The organism is Salmonella sp. SG203 (assembly GCF_013350575.1).
GTDB classification, from domain to species: domain Bacteria; phylum Pseudomonadota; class Gammaproteobacteria; order Enterobacterales; family Enterobacteriaceae; genus Salmonella; species Salmonella enterica.
Genome location: NZ_SNMT01000063.1, coordinates 1 through 3053, shown reverse-complemented (window position 1 = coordinate 3053; position 3053 = coordinate 1). Strand labels below are relative to the sequence as shown.

Annotated in this window: 3 protein-coding genes; all 3 read left to right on the top strand. The window is 64.4% G+C overall.

The genetic code is table 11. The features are described 5' to 3' along the window. Positions 1-147: 147 nt before the first annotated feature. From HV477_RS27695 to HV477_RS27685, 3 genes are read left to right on the top strand one after another with little or no spacing between them, the layout of a single operon-like run. On the top strand, positions 148-2157 hold the full coding sequence (locus HV477_RS27695; protein WP_253743166.1) for a cobalt ABC transporter permease: 2010 nt from the start codon (positions 148-150) through the stop codon (positions 2155-2157). Next, on the top strand, positions 2154-2660 hold the full coding sequence (locus HV477_RS27690) for a DUF2919 family protein (protein WP_154715077.1): 507 nt from the start codon (positions 2154-2156) through the stop codon (positions 2658-2660). The genes HV477_RS27695 and HV477_RS27690 overlap by 4 nt, the downstream gene beginning before the upstream one ends. A gap of 9 nt (positions 2661-2669) precedes the next feature. Beyond that, entirely contained in the window at positions 2670-3041 is a 372-nt protein-coding gene (locus HV477_RS27685) for a hypothetical protein (protein WP_154715076.1), read from the top strand. The last annotated feature ends 12 nt before the right edge of the window (positions 3042-3053 follow it).

Genomic DNA, 3053 nt, shown 5'->3' with positions numbered 1-3053 from the left:
CCGCCACCTGGATGCAGGCACACCTGACAGGCCATTGCACCCGTAAGGGGCTGACCTTCTGTTTTAACACCTGAATAACCTTTCCGGCCGGGGCCTCAGCCCCGGTCCGGGGAGGTTTTACCCTGATTTCCCCTGAGGACTGTCAAAATGGCCAACACCTGTACGGACAACATGCCTTTGGATAACGCAGTACAGCCGGTACCGTCATCCCCTGCCACGCCGCCGCTGACCCTGTTTAACCTGGAGCAGTTTGAATGGCGCGTGCACACGGAGGAGACGGAACAGGCCTGCCGGGAGCTGGTCTTTCTGCTCGGTGAACTGGACCGGGCATACGGCCAGTGGAGCGACCACGTCCGGGCATATGCGCCGGGGCAGCGCCCTGACACCCTGAACCGCCATCTCTGTACCCGCATTGCCGGGGCGGTCACCACGCTGTTCTCCCGCCCGGGGTTCAGCATCAGCGATACGGGGTACGTGCAGCTGATGAACCTGCACCGCTGGCTGGCCCTGATTTTTGCGGTGAGTGCTTACCGCCACGGGGACCACATCATCCGTAACCTGAACGCGGCCGGCGGCGGCGTGGTGGACCCGCTGACGCTGAACGCCGGTAACCTGAGGCTGTTCTGTCTGTGTTACTTCCCGGACTCGGAGATAGCGCTGCAGCCGGAAGTGCTGTGGCAGTATGACCGGGAGACGGTGGTGCGGCTGTTCTGCGCGCTGATAAGCGGCAGGGCGTTACCGACCCCGGCGGCGCATGCAAAACGGGAGCAGTTGCTGGCCTGGCTGCCGGAGAAGCTCACGGAGCTGGACTCGCTGGATTTCCTGCCGGTGGCGGTGCTGCATGACGTGTACATGCACTGCTCGTATGCGGACCTGCCGGGTAAACATCTCATCAAGCGGAGCGTGAACACCCTGGTCAGGCACACCCTGCAGGCACAGGGGTTCTGTGACCTGGCCGTGAAGGGCGTGTGGCCGGAGATGGAAAAAAGAGGGAAAAAGAGAAAACAGGAAGGACGCCGCCCGTCTGCCTCTTCCGGCGGGGCCGGGCGGCCGGTGATGCTGGTTGTGCTGGAGCACTTCACCTGCCGGCACAGCGTGTACCGGACCCACTCAACTGCCTTCCGGGCGCTGCGGGCCGGCTTCACGCTCCACGGCGTGGCGATGGAGGGCAGCGTGGATGCGGTGACGGAGCAGGTGTTTGACGTCTGTCACCGGGTGTCAGGAGGTGAGGCGTTCCGGGAGACGTATGCCCTGGCCCGGGAGCTGAAGCCTGCGGTGGTGTATTACGCCGGTGTCGGGATGTTCCCGTACAGCATTTATCTGAGCAACCTGCGCCTGGCGCCGCTTCAGCTGGTCGGGCTGGGACACGGTGCCTCAACCTTCTGCGGGCAGCTGGACGGGTTTGTGGTGGAGGAGGATTTTGTGGGTGACCCGGCGTGTTTCAGCGAGCGTGTGTGTGCGGTACCGGCGGACAGTATGCCGTTCGTGCCGCCGGCACAGACGCCCCGGGTGGCGGAGAAGCGCGTGCCCTTTGCCATTCGTCAGCAGCAGGCGTTACCGTTTGCCCTGCCGGTACGTATCGCGGTGTGTGCCTCGATTATGAAAATCAACCCGGGGTTCCTGACGGCGCTGGCGGAGGTGCAGGCCCGCTGCCGGGTGCCGGTACAGTTCTGCTTTTATATGGGGTTTGCACAGGGGCTGACGCTGGACTACCTGCGGGAGGCGATTCATGACGTCCTGCCGGAGGCGGAGGTGAATGCGCACATGGAGGTTGGCGACTACCAGCAGGCACTGAACCGTTGTGAGCTGTTCGCGAACCCGTTCCCGTACGGGAACATGAACGGGGTGGTGGATGTGGTACGCCAGGGACTGCCCGGCGTCTGTATGAGCGGTCCGGAGGTCCACACGCATATTGATGAGGGGTTGTTCAGGCGTCTGGGGCTGCCGGAAGAGCTGATTGCCGGAGACCGGGAGACGTACATCCGTGCGGTGGTCCGTCTGGCGGAGGACGATGCCTGGCGTGAGTCGCTGCAGGCGCAACTGCAGGAGAACGACCCGGAGCAGGTACTGTTCACGGGACATCCTGAGAAGTTTGCGGCGGCGGTGCAGGTCCTGTGGGAGGCGTCTGTTTCCGGCCGGGAGGAGAGGGCGTCATGAAAACCATGAAAGCGCGTGAAGCGGCACCGCATATCCGCCGTCCGGGGAAGGTGTACCGGGCGGAGGACTATGACGACGAGGGCAACCTGAAGGCGCCGGTGTGGCTGTGGGCGGTGGTGGCGTGGATGCTGCTGCCGTGGTGGCTGACGGCCGCAGGGATAGTGTCACACAACACGCCGGCGCTGGCGGAGGCGCTGTACCCGACGATGACGGTCACGGTGATAAACCTGGTGGCGGCGCTGCCGGCAGCCCTGCTGTGTGCGGTGTACCCGCTGCGGGGCCGGTATCCGCGGGTGGCGCTGCTGACATACGGGGCAGTGTACCCGGGGCAGACGGTGATGCTGTTCAGTACGGGATGCGTGATGCTGATGCAGGACGGCTGGTCGCTGGCTGACAGTGAGGACCTGCTGCTGAGCTGCCTGAGCGTGGATGTTGCCGTCCTGGTGGGGCTGTTGCTGACGCCGCGGCTGTGGACGGTGTTCGGCTGGCCGGAAGTGCGGTGAGGGAGTCGTATGGAGCAGAACGAATTTTACCGGGAGGTGAGACACCGTACGGCGTGCCTGCAGGTGAGCGTGAACAGGATGGCGCTGAAGCGGTGGTGTGACTCCCCGGAGCATCGCCGTCAGCTGCGGGAGATATGCCGTGGCACGGTGCCGTTCATGCTGCCGCCGGAAGCGGGGCGGGAGCAGATCTGGCGGCGTGAGGCATGGGCGTATCTGGAGCGGGAATACCCGGAGGCGCTGAAGCATCTGTTGTCCCTGGCAGGGAGCAGCGTGCTGAAACGGCAGGCGGCCCGGGGGGAGCTGTATGCCGGGGCGGTGCTGCACAGTCTGCTGAAGGGCTGGCTGCAGGAGTACGGTGGTCCGGGAGGCCGGGATGAGTGAGAAGAAAAACCG